Below are 16,313 nucleotides of genomic sequence, written 5' to 3' on the forward strand. Positions count from 1 at the left end.
GATCTAGAAGTTGTAGCGCACGCCGAGCTGCATGCGCCAGCGTGAGCCGTAGTTGTCGGTGTTGTAGATGCCCGGACGTCCGTTGGTGACGGGTTGGCTGTACGTCATCCGCAGGCGTCCCTGGTTGTCGAAGGGCGTGCCGTTCGTCGTCGTGAGACCGAAGATGTTGTAGCTCTGGAAGTTCACGTAGCGCTGCAGGCCGCTCTCGCTGTCGATGAGGTTCAGCAGGTTCTGTACGTCAAGGGTGAATTCCACGCTGTTCGTTCCGAAGGCGGGCAGCTTCTGCGTCAGACGCAGGTCGAGCTGGTTGAGCCAGGGTTCGCGCAGCGCGTTGCGGGGCAGGATGCGTCCCTGATATTCCTTCAGCACGGGATTGCTTTCGACGAACGACATGATCTGTTCCCATACCTGTTCCGGCGTCCGGAGATCGGTGCCGGTGGGCTGCGTCACGACGACCTTCGTGCCGTAATCCTCGCGTTTGGGAACGTAGATGAGGTCGTTGCCGCCCAGGGCATTATCTCCGTTGTAGTCCTGGATGTAGGACAAGGAATAGGGGCGTCCGGAATTCCCGCTGTAGACGATGCCGATCGTCGTGCTGACGTCCGACGTCCAGGGAATCGTATAGCTCACGTTGGCGAGGATGCGATGGGGGACGTCGTAGTTCGAACGTCCGAGTGTCGCGTTGTTCGGGTCGACGGCGTCCGTATTGCCCCATTGACTCGATGCCGTCGCATCCGTGGACGCGTTCAGATCGTAGGCTGCCATGTGGGTATAGGCCAGCAGGATGCCGAGGCCCGGGACGATGGTGTTGCGGGCATCGACGTTGAGCTGGGCGGATGTCGAGTAGGAATATCCTTCCGAACGGCTGCGCAGGAGCAGGACCTGCGTGAAATCCGGCGATACGAGCGAATCCGTACGGCTCGCGTCGGCATACATCGGACGTCCATCGAGCGGTGAAACGCCGCGGCCCGAAGGACGCAGGTTCAGGTTCGCATAGTCGATACTGTTGATGTTCCTTCCGTACATGCCTTCGACCGTGAGGGTGATGCCCGGAAGCAGCCGGTAGTCGAAGCCCAGCGTGCTACGCCAGATCTGCGGGAATCTGAAGTTCTTGTCCGTGATGTTGATAGCGCTGCGCTGACTCGTCGCCGTGCCGGGGAAGGTCGGATCGCCCGGACGTGGAGGAGGTGCGGAGACGTCGATCCTGGCCGGTTGCCCTGTGACGGGGTCGATGATGGGACTCTGTCCTGCGCCTGAACGACCGATCTCCACGCGATACAGGTCCATGCCCGTATTGGTGTACTGGTTGCCGATCCATACCGCCGGTGCACGACCGGTGAAGAGGCCGCTTCCACCCCGGATCTGGAATGTCTTGTCGCCGGAAACGTCCCAGTTGAAGCCCGCGCGCGGTGAGTACAGGAGGGCCGTGGACGGGATCTGCGACGTCGACAAGCCGGGGAATTGCCGGGCGAAGGTCGGGTTCTCGAGCGGATTGGTGAAGAAGACCGGAACGTCGACCCGGAGGCCGCCTGTCACGCGCAGCGTCGGGGTCACCTGCCATTCGTCCATCAGATAGAGTCCGGCCTGCATCATGCTCCACGGCTGGCGCGGCAGCAGGGTGCTGCCCGTGACGGCCGTGTTGGCGTAGCTCAGGCGATAGTAGTTGGGCGTGGAATCGCGGAAGGTCTGGACGTTCTCGAACTGATAGCTTCCGTAGGCGTCGGGAATGAAGAGGTTGTTGAACCAGCTTATCTCGTTGTGCGTACCCAGCGTGAGCGTATGCGCCCCGAGGAAGAAGGAGACATCGTCCGTCAGCGTCAGTTGCGTCTGATCGAGGGCGTTGGCCTGGGAGTTGCGCTCCGGCCCGAACGTCACGTACTCGCGTGAGCCTACGTAGACCCTGATTTCGGGGAAGGGATTGGTCGAGAGGACGCGTTGTTCGTTCGTTGTCGTGAGCGTCGCCCGGAACTCGTTGGATACGCCGTCGCCCAGCACGCTGTTGAGTTGCGTGACGAACTGGTTACTCCACGTCGTGAAGTCGTTGGCCTGGCTCGTAAGACCGAAGACGGTGCTCGTGCGCTGCAGATTCCGCGTCTGCGTCCCGTACAGGAGGTTGTGCCTGAACTGCAGCTTGTGCTGATCGGAGATGTTCCAGTCCAGACGCGTCAGGATGTTGTACGAGCGGTTCGGAATGGAATAGGGATTGGTCGTGGCACCTGGGTCGAAGCCATAGACGTCTCTCGCGATGCGGGCCACTTCGTCGATCACCTGCGGGTTCACGGCGAAGTTGTTGAGGGCGTTGGGATCGTTGATACCTACCTCGACAGGTGTGGAGCGCTGGCGCGTCTCGGCGGAGACATGGAAGAACAGCTTGTCCCGGACGATGGGACCGCCGAGGCGTCCGCCCATCTGCGCATCGTAGAAGTTGTCGAAGGGTCTGCGGTTCACATCGGGGCTGAGCCCTACCAGGGCCTCGTTCCTGCCGTAGAAGAAGATCGAACCCTTCATGGTATTCGTACCGCCGCGCGTGACGGCGTTGATCAGACCTCCGGTGAAGCCGCTCTGGCGGACGTCGTATGGTGAGACGGCGACCTTGAGTTCGTCGATGGCTTCGAGGGTGACGAAGTTGTTGTTGGCGACACTTCCCGCCGTTCCGGCTCCGCCGATGCCGAAGGCGTCGTTCGCCGACGCGCCGTCGATCTGGAAGTTGTTGAAGCGCGTGTTCTGTCCTGCGATGCTGATGCCCGCCGTGGCGTCGAAGCTTCCTCCGGCGGATTGCGCCTGTGACGCGTACGGATTGATGCGCGCCATGTCGGTGATGCTGCGGTTGATCGTCGGAGCGTTCCTGATCGTCTCGCCGGTGATGATGGAGCTCGAGCCGGTCTTGGAAGCATCGAAGAGAGCATCACCCCTTGCCGTCACCACCACTTCCTTCGTCTTCGTACCGAGCTCGTCGAGCGCGAGATCGAGGTCGAAGGTTTCGCCGACGACGATGGTGACGCCGGATACGACACGGGCTTCGTAGCCCACGAACGTGGCCCTGATGGTATATGGCCCACCCGGACGCATGCCCTTGATGGTATAACGTCCGTTTTCCCGCGAGATCGCTCCGTAGACGGATCCCGTGGGTTCGTGGATGGCCTTGACGGTAGCTCCCGGCAACGCGCCGGGCTTCGTGCCCGCCCGTACCGAGACGGTACCGGCCAGGGAACCCGTCGTGACGCCTTGCGACAGACCGGCGAACGTGGTGACAAGGAACAGGAGGGGAACGAGGACGACGTATCGACGAACCATGATGCTCCGAGTGCTGATGCCGTGGAAATTGAGTCCAAAACTACGGCATTTTCGAGCCCAGGCCCAGGACGGTATGGTATATTCGCATCATGTTGGCCTATACTTCCGGTTCCCCTCGATCCACGTTCGCCGCCTCGTCGGCGATGCATCTGACGTCGTTGCTCGACCTCAGCGCCCAGTTGTCGGAAACGGATTCCGACGACAGGATCCTGAACGTGGCACTTCTGAGCGTGATGGGGAAGCTGAAGATACGCCGTGCATGTGCCTTCGTTCCGGATGGCAAGCTCTTGATAGCAAAGCATTTGAAGGGCGTGTCGATCCTTTCCGTTCCGCGGTTCGATCTGACGGAGCCTGTCTTCACCAGTGAAGACGATCCCGATACGGCCGTGCTCGCTTCGGCAGGTCTGTACTGGTGCATTCCACTGCAACGTCAGGGCGATCTGATCGCCGTGTTATGTTTTGGTCATAGCCTGGACGGGATCGAACAGGAACCGGACGTACGGACCTATATGGACCTCGTACGTTCCATTACGTCGACGGCGGTCCACAATGCCCAGATGGTGCGATCCCTCATCCAGGCGAAGAAGGATCTGCAGGCGAGGAACCTGCTCGTCTACACGCTCTTCGAAAGTGCGCGTGACTTCACCGGGGCGATGGAACTGAACCAGATGCTCCGCACACTGTCCTATCGTCTTATGGGGCAGTTGATGATCAGCAGCTTCGGACTGTTCCTTACCGAGTCCGAGCAGGACGAACACGTCATCATCAATCGCCAGGCCGCCGCCAGCCTCCAGGATCTGTATCCCGACATCCTCGAGGTGGAACATCCCTTCCGGACGGAAGACCTGTCCGCCGAACACCACCTCCGCCCGTTGCTGGAACGGAACGGTGTCGCAGTCGTGTCGCCGATGACCGTGCACGGACACAAGAAGGGTGTGCTGGCATTGTGCGGCAAGTTGAACGGACAACGGTTCTCGGACGACGAAGTGCTCTTCGTCGAGGCATTGGGCAATACGGCCATGGCCGCCATCGAGAACGAACGTCTGTTCCGGGAGGAACTGGACAAGCAGCGGCTCGAAAGCGAACTGTCCATCGCCGCCGACATCCAGCGCGGCCTCCTTCCGGTTCAGTTGCCACCCACGCCGGGTATCGACATCGCCGCCGATACCTATCCGAGCAAGCATATCAGCGGCGATTACTACGACGTCATTCCCCTCGACGATCACAGGACGCTTCTCGCCATCGCAGACGTGGCCGGCAAGGGCGTTCCTGCGGCCCTGCTCATGGCCAACGTCCAGGCGGCCCTGAACGTCCTGGCCAAGCTCGATCTCCCGCTGACGCAGCTCATCGACAGGATCAACAGACTCATCTGCGACAACACGGAGCCGGAAGTCTTCGTGACCATGTTCCTCGCCATCGTCGATTCCCGTACGATGGCCGTGCACTACGTCAATGCCGGGCATAATCCGCCGATCCTTCTGGACGGTGAGGACGTCGTCCTGCTCTCGGACGGTGGCATCATCACCGGTGTGATCGCCGACCCGCCACCGTATCGCATGGGTATCGGCACGCTGAAACCCGATGCAGTCCTTATCCTCTACACGGATGGCGTCACGGAAGCCCGCAATCCCGCTGGACACGAATACGACGTCGGCAGCCTCGTCGAGAGCGCCCGCCGTCATCGCGTGGGTACGGCTAGAGAATTACTCGACCGTCTGCAGGAAGATCTCCGGCAGTACACGGATTCACATGTCTTCGACGACGATACCTCTATCGTCGTCGTCAAACCCCTCGGTTGAATGTACAAGATCAGAACGTTCGATACCTACCTGGCCGATGCACTGCGTGCGGCCGATATGCGCATTCTCCACGGCCCTGCGGCGTTCGGGCAGACCCCATATGCGAAGGAATACGAGGTGAAGCGGAAAGCTGCCGCTGCCTTCCTCGCGAACGTCGGTGCCGATGGTGCTGTGATCGACCCTCTCGTACGCGCTCCACTGCCGCGTGGCTATCGTACCACGTCGCGTCGGCGTGTCATGATGCTGCGGCGTGAAGGACAGTTGCTTCTGGCCAACGGCGATGGCTCGGTCCCGAAGGTGGACGCAGCCGAAGAGACATTGGAGCCGGCATCGCATCTGGGGATCTTCAAGTCGGTGGAAACCTTCCTGCGCCGTCCACGTGACCCCCTGGCCGGTGCCATGAATCACGTCATCGTGCGTGGTACCTATGACGAACACGTGCTGATCCTGAACGTGCAGTTCATGGATGCCGATATCGTCCGCGCAGCGAAACGCTGTGCCGAATACGTCCGCAGCGAGCATCCGTCCGTCGTTTCCGCATGGATGTTCCACGATCCGCGCGGAAGCCGGTACTATCTGGATATGGAGCGGACCCCGGGAGGCATCAAGTCGAAGAAGATCTTCGGTCACGCCGCATGGCGGCAGTCCGTCAACGACGTCCAGTACCAGGTCGGTGTCTTCAGCTTTTCGCAGATCAACTTCGCCATCGTTCCGGCCTTCGTGGACGTTGCCCGTACGTTGGCGGCAGTTCGACCGGAAGACCGTCTGCTCGACCTCTACTGCGGATATGGTCTGTTCGGAGCGTCCCTGGCGTCGCAGGTGAAGAACGTCGTGGCCATGGACCTCGACGAGGATACGGTCGGTAACGCACGCTACAACATCGGTCGTGCTGGGGGGAAGGCTCTCGCCATCGCTTCGGCCGTGACACCACAGTCGATCAGGAAGCTCTGGAGCATGCCACGTGGCAGGGGAGCGGTGGAATCGGACGTCGTCATTCTCGATCCGCCGCGAGCGGGTACTGCCAAGGGCGTCATCGATGCCATCGCACAGGGAGAGCCACGTCGTGTCGTGGAAATCTTCTGCGGCCACGAGGAAATCCGTCGCAGCGTCAGGGAATGGAAAGCCGCCGGTTACCGGGCGGAGCGCATCGTGCCCATGGACCTGTTCCCCGGAACGCTCGGACTCGAGGTGCTGATCTCCTTCGTGCCCGAACGGAAGCGCTGACGTTCAACTGCGTCGTTCGAGGGCCCAGCCGAAGACGTCGATGTACTTGCGTGCGCTCGCCATGATGGAGAAGTCCGTCGCCATACCGTTCATGCGGATACGCGTCCAGTGCGGCTCCTGTTTGTACAGTCTCAGGGCTTGGTCGATAGCAGCCGCACAGTCATCGGCATGATAGCGCTGGAACCGTATGCCCGTTCCCGTGAACATGATAGGATCGTAGGGCTCTACCGTGTCGGTAAGACCTCCCGTGGAACGGACGATGGGAACCGCCCCATAGGTCTGGGCGAACATCTGCGTCAGCCCGCACGGTTCGAAGCGGGAGGGCATCAGGTAGTAGTCCGACGCGGCCTGGATCTTGTGAGAGAGAGGTGTGTTATATCCTTCTCCCACAATGACATGCCTTGGGTATCGAGAGGCCATGTCGCGGAAGAACTCCTCGTAGCGCTGCTCGCCCGTTCCGAGAATGACGAAGCGCATCCGGTGATCGGATATGAATGGCTCAAGGCATTGGTATAGAAGGCCGATACCCTTCTGATCGGTGAGGCGCGTGACCATCCCCATCAGAGGAAGATCGTCATGGACGTCTTCAGGTGAAAGGCCGGCCTCGAGTAACAGCGCGCGCTTGTTAATCTCTTTTTTTTCAATGTGTTGCCGGTTGTATCGAACCGGGATGTAGTCGTCGACGTCCGGATGCCATTCCGACGTATCGATGCCATTGAGTACGCCGACGAGGTCGGCGCCACGGACCTGGAGCGCGGACTGGAGTCCCATGCCTTCGGGCGTCCATCTGATTTCCTGGGCATAGGTCGGGCTGACGGTCGTGACCTTGTCCGCGAACATGATGCCGGCTTTCATGGCATTGAAGATACCGTCCTGTTCATACCAGCTTCCCTGATGGAAGTCTTCGGGGGAGAAGCCCCCGAAGCTCATGGCCCGTACCGGATCGTACATGCCCTGATAGGCCATGTTGTGAATGGTGAAGATGCCTGCCGTGCCCTCGAAAAACGGGTCGTTCCAGTAGTGCACCTTGAGCATCGGCATCGTCGGTGCGGTGTGGTAGTCGTGGGCGTGGACGATGTCCGGCCGGAAATCCAGCGCACGTGCGAGTTCGAAGACGGCACGGCTGAGGAACATGAAGCGCCGGTCGTTATCCAGGAAGCCTTCGTGGTAGCCGTAGATGCCCGGGCGGTTGTAGTAGTCCGACGAATCGACGAAATAGACCGGTACCGTGGAGCCCGGCAGGGAGCACGTCCATACCGTCGCATACTCCACCCACGTCCCGAATGGCACGGCGACGAGCATGTCGGTCTTCACCATCCCGTATCGTTCGGGATCGATCGTTCCGTACTTGGGAAGGACGACAATCACATCGTGTCCGTCCGCATGCCACGCCTTCGGCAGGGCCGCCGCCATGTCCGCCAGGCCGCCGACCTTGGCGAACGGTGCCACTTCCGCCGCTGCTACGATGATCTTCATTGGCTGGTCACAAACGAGTCGTTGACAGGAGAACAAATATACACGGCCATGTTCCCAAACGCCGATGCTGCTGTACGAGCCTTATCCACATCTGTGTATAACCCGTACATCGTCGACCCGCTGCCGCTCATCGACGCATAGGCAGCACCCTTTTCATAGAATCGCTGCTTGATACTTGATAATACATGATGTTGCGCGAATACCACCGGCTCGAAATCATTCCTGAAATGATGCGACATATCCTGATGATCGTCAATGGATTGTCTCAGTGACCGGATCAGATCCGTCGCCGGTTGTTCACCTGTTATCCCCAATGTGGAATACGCCCACGGTGTGGAAACATGGATACCCGGCACGACGAGGACGACGACGAAGGGAAGGTCGATGTCGATCGTCGTGATGACGTCGCCACGCCCCTGAACCAGGGCCACGGACGGCTGCAGGAAGAAGGGGACGTCGCTGCCCAGAGACGAGGCCATCGCCAGTAGTGCGGCATCGTCGGCAGGGAAGTTCCAGAACCTGTTCAGACCGACGAGGGTCGTCGCTGCATCACTGCTTCCTCCGCCGAGTCCACCGCCGGTCGGTATCTGTTTCGCAACCGTTATCTTTGCCCCCTGTCCGTGTGCGGACGGCAAGGATCCCAGGGTATGGGCGGCGCGAGCTGCCAGGTTGTCATCCGGACGGTCGGTTACGGCTGGTTCACAGACGACTTCGATTCCATCGGCAGGATGGATGGATATCTCATCGTGGAGATCGATGGCAATGAAGAGCGAATTGATGTCGTGGTAGCCATCGTCGCGTTTGCGGAGCACTTCGAGTCCGAGGTTGATTTTCGCGCAGGCGCGTAGCCGTAATCCGTTCATGCATTTGGCCGTGTAGGAGAGAGAACCCGCGAATTTATGTCCGACTCAGCACAGATCACGTACGGCAACGAACTTGCCCGCAAGGGCATCCACATAACGTCGCTGCTCATTCCGATCATCTATCTGCAGATATCCCGCCCGGCGGCCTTGTGGATCCTGGTGCCGATGATGGTGGTGGCGATCCTCATCGACATGCTGATGCACTATCACGAGCCCACCCGGGCCCTGATGCTCAGGCTGTTCGGATCGCTGCTGCGCGACCATGAACTGCGTACCGACAGGCTCCTGCTGAACGGTGCCTCGTGGGTGTTGATCGCCGCCACGCTGATGGTCCTGCTCTTCCCGAAGGTTATCGCCGTTACTGCCTTCTCCATCCTCATCATTTCCGATACGTTCGCTGCCCTCGTCGGCAGGAGGTTCGGAACGAGACCATTCCTGGACAAGAGTGTCGTCGGGACCATGACCTTCATCCTGACCGCCATCGTCGTCGTGGGTGTCTATGCGGCCATCTATTCCCTGCCCTGGACGTATGTGGCCTCCGGTGCCATCGGTGCCGTGCTGGGCGGTGTGGCCGAGGCGGGATCGATCAGACTGAAACTCGACGACAACATTTCCATTCCCTTCAGTATTGCCATCACCATGCTGGTTCTCGGCATCGCCGTCGAAGCCCAGGGACTGCCAGCCTTCATCGGAGCGCTCTCATGAGCATGAATGCCGGTACCAAATGGTTCATCACCATTCTTCTCGGTCTGTCCCTCGGATTGGCGGCCCTGTTCGTCTGGCACCGCAGTTCCGTGAACGACGTCGAGGGGTTCTACGCCGTGGCCGATTCGTTGCTCGATGTCGGTGACTCGGAAGCTGCGGCCATCTACTTCGTGAAGGTCGAAGCCTACGATACGACGAAGATCCTGCGCTCGGCGGAACGCATCGCACAGAGCATCATCATGTCGCCGAAGCTGAATCCCGGACGCAAGCGTACGATGCTGTTTCACTTCTTCAAGCCGGGCGATACCGCCGGTCTTTCACCGGTGGAACTGGACGAGCTGGCCTATACACATCCCGAGATCACCGAACCGGCGTCCACGCTGTACGTCGTGCCTGGTGGTTGGGTCGTCCGTGCTGTCTTCTCGGCCAACAAGATGCAGCCGCAGAGCGTGAAACTGGCCCCGTCCCGCTTCTATATGCCGCGTCCCGGGGTGAAGGCGTACGATCTGCGCTGACACGGAATGTCGACGCGGACGTTCCCGGCCGTATATCGGGTGACCACTACTGTCTGAACTGGACACCCTGATAGTCGGCGAACAGGTGCTTGACCTTGTTCCGCTGATACTTGCCGGTCGACGTCACGGGCAACGTGTCCGTGAAGAGGACGACCTTCGGGGCCTTGGAGAAGGGGAGGTGTTCACGGCAGAAGGCCAGGATATCTTCGGCCTTGCTCGATGCATCGTCGGGAACGACGAGAGCACCGACTTCTTCACCATACATGTCGTTGACGAATCCCACGCAGATGCCGGCCTTGACGCCAGGCGCACGTGCGAGCACTTCGTCGATTTCCAGCGGCGCGAGGTTGATACCGCCACGGATGATCAGTTCCTTCAGACGTCCGGTGATGAAGAAGTACGGGCGTCCCTGCGCGTCGTTCACGTAGAACCCTTCGTCGCCCGACCTGAACCATCCATGGGTGAAGGCCTCGGCATTGGCCTTCTCGTTGGCATAGTATTCCTTCATCGTGTTGGGTCCGCGTGCCACGATCTCCCCGCGTTCGCCCTCGCCGACTGCGTTGCCGTGATCGTCGTGGATGGCCATTTCGTTGCACGGAAGGGGAATGCCGATGGAAGGGAAGCCGTAGTCCTGCATCCAGTGCCGATGTTCGGTTTCGCTCAGGTCGGCGGGCAGGAAGCAGTTGTAGCAGGTCGTTTCCGATAGTCCGTAGCCATGGACGATGGGAATGCCGTAGCGCGATTCGAAGGCATTCGCCAGTTCGCACGTCAATGGTCCCGCACCACAGATGATATGCCGGAAGCCGTTCCCGATCACATCCGATGCATCCGCATCGGCTTCGAGGAGAAAGGCGAGAAGGGTCGGGACGACGCTGACGATATGGACGTTCTCTCGTCTGATGACGTCGAAGAAGCGCGTCGCCGAGAACTTCCTGTTGAGAACGATGCTCGCGCCCGCCAGGAACGGAGCGACGTGCGTGACGATGGTGCCGTTCACATGATGAACAGGAAGCACGCACATCATTCTCGTGTCTTCGTCGACCCCGTGCCATGCCGCGATGTCGTAGCCGTCAGCGAAGAGATTCTGCTGCATCAGGACGACACCCTTGGGATTGCCCGTCGTACCGCTTGTGTACACGATCAGGCATTCGTCGAAACGCATGTCCTCACCTGCATGTTGCCAGGGGGAGGGTGCGAGCGTCCGTAGTGTTTCGTAGAAGACGGGATCCGTCGCATCGGTATCCACGTCGATGAGGATGGGTCGTCGTGCCGCAGTTTGCGGAAGGTCCTCGATACGCTTCATGTATTCCGTTCTGCACAACACGATGGCGGCACCGCTGTTGTCGAGGATATAGGTAAGGCGTCCGTCGTCTTCCGTCATGTTCAGGGGCACGGCGCAGGCGCCGAGCATCCAGCATGCGAAGTAGGAGAGGATGGTATCGGGGTGGTTGTGTCCGGCGATGGCGACTCGTGATCCGCGTTCGATGCCTTTCCGTTGGAGGAGCGTCGCAAGACGACGTGCTACGTCGATGAAGACGGCATACGACCAGCCGAAGCGGTTGCCGTGTTCGTCGATATGGATCATCCAGGGTTTCTCACCGTAGACCGTATCGTGATGTTGCATGACGGCCGACCATGAGCCGAACGGATACGAATAGGATTCGCCCGAACGACCGAACGACGAGCGGGCGGGATTGAGACGTGGATCGAGTTGCATGGCCGCAAAATACGGTCTGGAATTCTGTCCGGCGTTACACGGAGTGAAATCCGTTTCGTCATGATCGCCATCCCGTCAGCACGGGTATGTCATCGTACGTACATCGATGGAATTGTAACGTTGTCCGATGTCGGTTGTTATGTAGGTGGTGCCCATCTCCAGTGCATGGTGAGGCAGTCCGTAGGTCCCCCGAACGGATCGGAGGTGTGTGGCAGGCGGATCGCCATGTTCATCCATATCACTATCCTGTGTTCAGCGTATGTATTCCATCGTATCCTCGTATCGAATCGTCGTTGCCGCCATTCTGTCGCTCGTCATCGGATCCTGTCTCATGCAGGCCGGGACGACGGAGAAGCGCGGTACGGAATCCGTGGCGGAAGGTCTGCATTACGTCGTCGCCTTTCCGCAGGTCTGGGCCGCGCCGGCGGAGAATCCGTTACCCGTACCGATGACCCTGTTGATCTCGTCGAGAAGCGCGGCCAGGGTCCGTATCACGACGCCCGGATCGAGTCGCAACGACAATGCGATCATCGACCAGGTATTCGTACTCGAACCCAACGTCGTGAAGAAGGTGCCGATTCCCAAGGGATACATGAACGAGGAATCCGAAGTCCGCAAGGCGCACGGCATCATGATCACCGCGGACCATCCCGTTTCCGTCTCGACCTATCAGGCGTGGAACGGCAACGGTGAGATCGCCCGACATCTGCCGGTCGAAGGGTGGGGGACGGAGTACTACTCGATGAACTTCTACCAGGATCGGTACGGCACTGCCAGTGCCGGCTACAAGTACCGTCCTGGCCAGATACTGATCGTCGCAGCCGTCGACAATACGATCGTCACCTATATACCGACCGTCACGACGGAAGGTGGTAAGGATGCCGAATCCGTTCCCAAAGGCACGCCCCGGAACATCCAGCTCGATCGCGGCGAGACCTTCCTCATCAAGGCGAAGATCGATCCCGTGACGAACAAGGAATGGTCGTCGGACATTTCCGGCACACTCATCCGCTCGAACAAGCCCATCGGTGTCGTGTCGGGGCATACGAAGGTGGCCATCATGCGTTATCCCGACATCCTGCCGCCAACCGGCATGTTCGCCGCCGACGCGCACTTCGTCCGCAACAACGTTCACGATGCCATGTTCCCGACCACGATGGCTGGTACCGATTTCGTGACGATTCCGTGTATGTACAAGGCTCAGCGTGTCACCGGGATGAACGGTGTGGAATATGGCATCGACGACGACCGGGGAGATGTCGTACGCGTCATTGCCCTTGAGGACAATACGCTCCTTCAATCCCTGGCGGCGAACGGCAGTTCGTACCTGAATCGCAGGAATCTCCGCCGAGGCGAAAGCTATACGGAGACGTCGACGGATCGTCCTACGGTTTGGAAGGCGAGTAAACCTGTTCTCATGGTACAATACGGAAAGTCCTATGCCAGGATCCAGCCGCCACTCGTGGGCACGACGCAGGAAGGAAAGGTCGACAAGGCTCAGGGGCATCCGACGGTGGAAGCGGGACAGCCGATGATGCAATGCGTTCCATCGGTCGATCGCTGGGTGAGTTATGGTGTATTCTCGGCACCGGAGGGAGTGGACAATTTCCTGAACGTCGTCTTTCGTGTGGAGGATGCAGCCAAGATCAAGATCGACGGCCGGACGTTGACGGCCGCATATCCCGCCATCTCTTCGATAGCCGGATCGCCCTATGCCTTCATCAGAGTCACGACCGGTTCCGGCGATCATATCATCGAGTCGAGCACCCCGGCCGTGAAGTGGATGGCCTGGACCTACGGTTCGATCGACGGTCTGCAACAGGGACGTGCCTATGGTACACCCGTCTCCGTCGACATTTCCGTCGCCTGTGACGATTCCCTGGCCGTCGACGAAGAAGAGACCGTCTGTGGCGATGTCGATACCTGGGGACGGATGGTTCCGTCCGGAACCACCGCATGTGGTGGAATCGTGAACGTCGAGGCGATCGCGTTGACGAACTACGAACTGAACGTCGATGAAACGTTCAATGTCAGTGATGCCTCGGTCCACTATCGGGTAAGGGTGATCGACAGGACACAGGATGCGACGGCCACCGTCCGCATGCGGACACGGTCGGGCAGGTACGTCGAGAAAACCTATACCTACAATGCGGTCAAGTTCGGCGTCAATCCCACGTCTCTCGACTTCCGGATTTCCCAGGACGATGCGACGTCGTGCAAGACGGTCGAATTCTCCAATCTGGGTCCGACCGCCGCCGCAGTGAAGGAGCTAAAGGTGTGGCGTCATCCCGGCATCTTCACGTTCGATCCCGCGAGCTTCGTGCTGAAACCGGGGGAGAGCATCCAGGTCCAGATGTGCGCCACGCTTCCGACACCCGGCGTCAGGATCGACGACATCATCGCACGGTTCGACTGCTACGAGGCCAAGGTCGCGGCGGTCAGGGTGAGCAGTGAGTCGGGAGACACGACCGTGAGCGTGGAGCAGGACGACCGGGCATCGCTCGTCGTCGGCACACCCAGCCCGTTGCCTGCTTCCGTTCATGGAACGATCTCCATTCCGGTCGACGCATCGGCGCAGGGAGACGTGACGTTGACCCTCTTTGACGGCGTGGGACGCATCGTGGGAACCATGGAGTCCGTGCATGTCGATGGTGGGCGGCAGACCCTGCGTCTCGACCTTCCGGAACTGGCGCCTTCACCGGGCCTTCATATCTTGCGGATCCAGATGCCGTCGGGCGCAGTGCGGACGATTCCGCTGATGCTGACGGAATGATCCACCTACGTTCGCACTCTCATGCTCGATCTCCGTTCGGATACCCTTACCGTTCCAGATGAAGGAATGCGGGAGGCCATGGCCCGCGCACATGTCGGTGACGACGTCTACAGTGAGGATCCGACCCTGAACGAACTTCAGGACCGCATCGCCGCATTGTTCGGCAAGGAGGCGGCCCTGTTCGTTCCGAGCGGTACGATGGGCAATCAGATATGTCTCGCCCTTCATGCCGGTACGGGTGAGGAAATCATCGCCGATGCCGATGCACACATCTTCCACTACGAGAATGCGGCCACCAGTGTCGTCGCTCGTGCCCAGATCCGTGGCATCCGGAGCGAAGCAGGTGAGATGCCACTCGCGGACGTGATGGAGGCCGTACGTCCTGTGGCCTACTATTATCCGCGGACGGCATGCATTGCCGTGGAGAACAGCCACAACCGTCATGGCGGCACGGTACTGTCGATGGGCTACGTGCGCCAGCTCCGATCCGTCGCCGACGAGATCGGCGTTCCCTTCCATTGCGATGGTGCGAGGATCTGGAATGCCTGCGTAGCGGTCGGGGAGCCTGCGGCCGTCGTGGCCGAACCATATGACAGTATCAGTGTCTGCCTGTCCAAGGGCCTCGGTGCTCCGGTGGGGTCGCTCATCGTCAGCACGCGCGAGCGTGTCGAACGGGCCAGACGCTGGAGGAAGATGCTCGGGGGAGGTATGCGCCAGGCCGGTATTCTGGCCGCTGCCGGGCTGTACGCGCTGGACAGCATCCTTCCCAGGATTCCTCTGGATCATGAACGCGCCCGGGCGTTCGCGGAACGTCTGGCATCGATCGAGGGAGTGGATATCGACACGGGACGGGTGCAGACGAATATCGTCGCCTTCCGTATTCCTGCCATGTCCGATGCCGAAATCATGGTCGGGTGTGCTGAACGGGGTCTTCGCATCGCACCGATCAAGTCCGGTACGATGCGGGCCGTCTTCCATCATCAGGTGGGAGAGGCGGCCGCGGAAACGGCGGCTGCCGTCATTGCCGATGTGGTTGCTGGATCGCGTTGATGTATCTTTGCATGCGTTTCACTCCGCATACGTTATCAACATAGACATGCCTACCAACGAGCACGACGAAGCGACGATCGATCATGGTCCCGTTACCATCGAGGGATACGGTACGTTCAATCACAGACTGCACAGTCGCGTCCGTTCCTATGATGTCGACCGGCAAAGCATCGTCCATAACGCCGTCTATCTCTATTGGCTCGAGGCCGCCCGTATCGAATATTTCCGCGATATGGGTATACCGATCGACCGCCGTGCCTTCGTGACGAAGCACCGCTTCGTCGTCGTCAAGACGGAGATCGAATACAAGCTGGCCGCACAGTTCGACGATGCCTATACGGTATTCACCCGCGTGTCGTTCGTGAAGAACTCGTCGTTCGGCTTCGAGCACGTCATCCGGCGCGAAGATGGCGCGATTCTCGCCACGGCGAAGGGCGTCCTCGTCTATCTCAATCCCGCAACCCACAAGCCGGAACGCATTCCGGACTCCTATCGTACGCTCATTCACGAGTTCGAGGGTGAGAACGTTCAATTCCTCAAGGATTGACGGTCTGGCGTGGGCAGGATGACCTTGCCCCTGGGGTGGAGATCATCGACGATATCATATCATCGTGTATACGTTGACCGGATCCATGGCCAATCCGATAGGGCCGTCGTGAACGATCCGTTCGATGCCTGCACGGAGGTCGCGCTGTATGTGGTGATATTCCGATGGCATTCCCGCCGCAGCTTCCGCATGCCGGATGCACGGATAGGGGTCATGTCGTGAAGGGGAAGTGCTGGAGAGAGGATACGCCCGCCCAGCCGGGTACGATCTCGTACTGGTCGTCGTGTTATCCGACCACGTCCTGCTGCGCCGGGCGATTCCATAGCCGCCTGGCCAGCGCCGATCCGAGA

General features: G+C 59.8%; 11 protein-coding genes. 7 read left to right on the forward strand and 4 right to left on the reverse strand.

Annotation, left to right across the window (positions count from 1 at the left end; translation table 11 throughout):
• Positions 1-3: 3 nt before the first annotated feature.
• Positions 4-3,294, reverse strand: a complete 3,291-nt coding sequence (locus tag BGO89_12060) for a hypothetical protein (GenBank protein ID OJX57222.1) — start codon at positions 3,292-3,294, stop codon at positions 4-6.
• 89 nt (positions 3,295-3,383) lie between these two features.
• Here BGO89_12060 and BGO89_12065 point away from each other — a divergent pair, with 89 nt between their 5' ends.
• Together BGO89_12065 and BGO89_12070 are read left to right on the forward strand one after the other, a co-directional pair.
• Positions 3,384-5,093: a hypothetical protein gene (locus BGO89_12065; GenBank protein ID OJX57223.1), complete on the forward strand. Its 1,710-nt coding sequence runs from the start codon at positions 3,384-3,386 to the stop codon at positions 5,091-5,093.
• Positions 5,094-6,317, forward strand: a complete 1,224-nt coding sequence (locus BGO89_12070) for a hypothetical protein (protein ID OJX57224.1) — start codon at positions 5,094-5,096, stop codon at positions 6,315-6,317.
• Between the two features lie 3 nt (positions 6,318-6,320).
• Here the strand turns inward: BGO89_12070 and BGO89_12075 are convergent, their stop codons facing one another.
• A complete protein-coding gene (locus tag BGO89_12075) occupies positions 6,321-7,793 on the reverse strand; it encodes a hypothetical protein (GenBank protein OJX57225.1) in 1,473 nt (490 codons plus the stop codon).
• A complete protein-coding gene (locus BGO89_12080) occupies positions 7,790-8,656 on the reverse strand; it encodes a 4-(cytidine 5'-diphospho)-2-C-methyl-D-erythritol kinase (GenBank protein OJX57226.1) in 867 nt (288 codons plus the stop codon). Before BGO89_12080 ends, BGO89_12075 begins: the two co-directional genes overlap by 4 nt.
• 36 nt (positions 8,657-8,692) lie before the next feature.
• On the opposite strand from BGO89_12080, the gene BGO89_12085 reads away from it, so the two are divergent.
• Together BGO89_12085 and BGO89_12090 are read left to right on the forward strand one after the other, a co-directional pair.
• Positions 8,693-9,361 carry a hypothetical protein gene (locus BGO89_12085; GenBank protein ID OJX57227.1) on the forward strand — a complete coding sequence of 223 codons (669 nt, stop codon included), beginning with the start codon at positions 8,693-8,695 and terminating at the stop codon, positions 9,359-9,361.
• On the forward strand, positions 9,358-9,876 hold the full coding sequence (locus tag BGO89_12090; GenBank protein OJX57228.1) for a hypothetical protein: 519 nt from the start codon (positions 9,358-9,360) through the stop codon (positions 9,874-9,876). Before BGO89_12085 ends, BGO89_12090 begins: the two co-directional genes overlap by 4 nt.
• 46 nt (positions 9,877-9,922) lie before the next feature.
• Here the strand turns inward: BGO89_12090 and BGO89_12095 are convergent, their stop codons facing one another.
• Positions 9,923-11,593: a hypothetical protein gene (locus BGO89_12095; GenBank protein OJX57229.1), complete on the reverse strand. Its 1,671-nt coding sequence runs from the start codon at positions 11,591-11,593 to the stop codon at positions 9,923-9,925.
• A gap of 259 nt (positions 11,594-11,852) precedes the next feature.
• Between BGO89_12095 and BGO89_12100 the strand changes: the two genes are divergently transcribed.
• Genes BGO89_12100 through BGO89_12110 form a run of 3 tightly spaced genes read left to right on the forward strand, consistent with a single transcriptional unit; the run spans position 11,853 to position 15,963 of the window.
• Complete coding sequence (locus tag BGO89_12100) at positions 11,853-14,366, forward strand: hypothetical protein (GenBank protein OJX57230.1); 2,514 nt, start codon at positions 11,853-11,855, stop codon at positions 14,364-14,366.
• Positions 14,367-14,387: 21 nt separating this feature from the next.
• Positions 14,388-15,416 carry a hypothetical protein gene (locus BGO89_12105; GenBank protein ID OJX57231.1) on the forward strand — a complete coding sequence of 343 codons (1,029 nt, stop codon included), beginning with the start codon at positions 14,388-14,390 and terminating at the stop codon, positions 15,414-15,416.
• A gap of 46 nt (positions 15,417-15,462) precedes the next feature.
• Positions 15,463-15,963: a hypothetical protein gene (locus BGO89_12110; GenBank protein ID OJX57232.1), complete on the forward strand. Its 501-nt coding sequence runs from the start codon at positions 15,463-15,465 to the stop codon at positions 15,961-15,963.
• Positions 15,964-16,313 lie beyond the last annotated feature (350 nt).

It is taken from the genome of Candidatus Kapaibacterium thiocyanatum (genome assembly GCA_001899175.1).
Classification (GTDB): Bacteria; Bacteroidota; Ignavibacteria; order Kapaibacteriales; family Kapaibacteriaceae; genus Kapaibacterium; species Kapaibacterium thiocyanatum.

Bases quoted from the DNA above. Each gene is read 5' to 3' on its own strand.
- BGO89_12060 (OJX57222.1), bottom strand. From the start codon at position 3,294: ATGGTTCGTCGATACGTCGTCCTCGTTCCCCTCCTGTTCCTTGTCACC.
- BGO89_12065 (OJX57223.1), top strand. From the start codon at position 3,384: ATGTTGGCCTATACTTCCGGTTCCCCTCGATCCACGTTCGCCGCCTCG.
- BGO89_12070 (OJX57224.1), top strand. From the start codon at position 5,094: ATGTACAAGATCAGAACGTTCGATACCTACCTGGCCGATGCACTGCGT.
- BGO89_12075 (OJX57225.1), bottom strand. From the start codon at position 7,793: ATGAAGATCATCGTAGCAGCGGCGGAAGTGGCACCGTTCGCCAAGGTC.
- BGO89_12080 (OJX57226.1), bottom strand. From the start codon at position 8,656: ATGAACGGATTACGGCTACGCGCCTGCGCGAAAATCAACCTCGGACTC.
- BGO89_12085 (OJX57227.1), top strand. From the start codon at position 8,693: ATGTCCGACTCAGCACAGATCACGTACGGCAACGAACTTGCCCGCAAG.
- BGO89_12090 (OJX57228.1), top strand. From the start codon at position 9,358: ATGAGCATGAATGCCGGTACCAAATGGTTCATCACCATTCTTCTCGGT.
- BGO89_12095 (OJX57229.1), bottom strand. From the start codon at position 11,593: ATGCAACTCGATCCACGTCTCAATCCCGCCCGCTCGTCGTTCGGTCGT.
- BGO89_12100 (OJX57230.1), top strand. From the start codon at position 11,853: ATGTATTCCATCGTATCCTCGTATCGAATCGTCGTTGCCGCCATTCTG.
- BGO89_12105 (OJX57231.1), top strand. From the start codon at position 14,388: ATGCTCGATCTCCGTTCGGATACCCTTACCGTTCCAGATGAAGGAATG.
- BGO89_12110 (OJX57232.1), top strand. From the start codon at position 15,463: ATGCCTACCAACGAGCACGACGAAGCGACGATCGATCATGGTCCCGTT.